This window comes from Vibrio sp. H11 (assembly GCF_004804295.1).
Taxonomy (GTDB): Bacteria; Pseudomonadota; Gammaproteobacteria; order Enterobacterales; family Vibrionaceae; genus Vibrio; species Vibrio ostreae.
Map to the genome: position 1 here is coordinate 1 of NZ_SSHN01000031.1, position 793 is coordinate 793.

At 49.3% G+C, this 793-nt stretch carries 1 protein-coding gene; it reads right to left on the reverse strand.

The annotated features are described in order from the left end of the window. Positions 1–793: ISNCY family transposase (locus E6C74_RS20930; RefSeq protein WP_136487964.1), on the reverse strand; the 793-nt coding region annotated here is incomplete at both ends.

Below are 793 nucleotides of genomic sequence, written 5' to 3' on the forward strand. Positions count from 1 at the left end.
ATATCAAGCCGACGATGGCCGAAGTAGGCCGAGAAAGAGCCATCGAACTGACAACGGATCTCCACTTTTTGGTTTTCGATTGAATAACGGATTGGCGAGTCGATGACATACATTTTACTGTCAAAACTGAAGGTGTGATCACGTCGTATCGTGCGGTATTCTTTCTGTACACAGATGGTGTTTAAGTCCAGCTCTGGGGGTAAGCACTTGAAGGCAGAGCGCTGGCTCTTAGGCTGAACCATGACGTTTTTCACCCAGTAATTGGGGATGAACTCTTCCTGTAAGTAGCGGTTAGCGCTGTCCATATCCGTAATGTGATTCAGCCGTAATTCCGGTACCAGACGGTCCTGGAAGGTATCGAAGGAGCGTTCAATACGCCCTTTGCCTTGAGGGGAGTTAGCGAAGATAATCTCAATTCCCAGCTCTTCACAGGCTCGCTGCATTTGTGAGAAGTTGCTGCGTTTAGGACCAGCGAAAATACCCGCTCTATCCACATACAGGGTCTTAAATATTCCTCGCTTCTCGATGTAAGCCTTCATCACTTTCATGCAGCCTTCCGTGGTTTCAGAAGGGAAAAACTCGGCATGAATGTCACTGGTTGCATCATCGACTATAGCGATCAGGCAAGAGCGTTCACCACCAAACCACCGATGAGGGCTGCCGTCCATCTGAAGCATTAGCCCCGGAGATTCCATCCGCTCTCGGTACTTTCTTACGCGACTTCTGCGTCGCTTAGAGCGCTTTACATGATGAATGGCGTGCGCCCAAGTACGTAAAGTTTCCCGCTTAACGG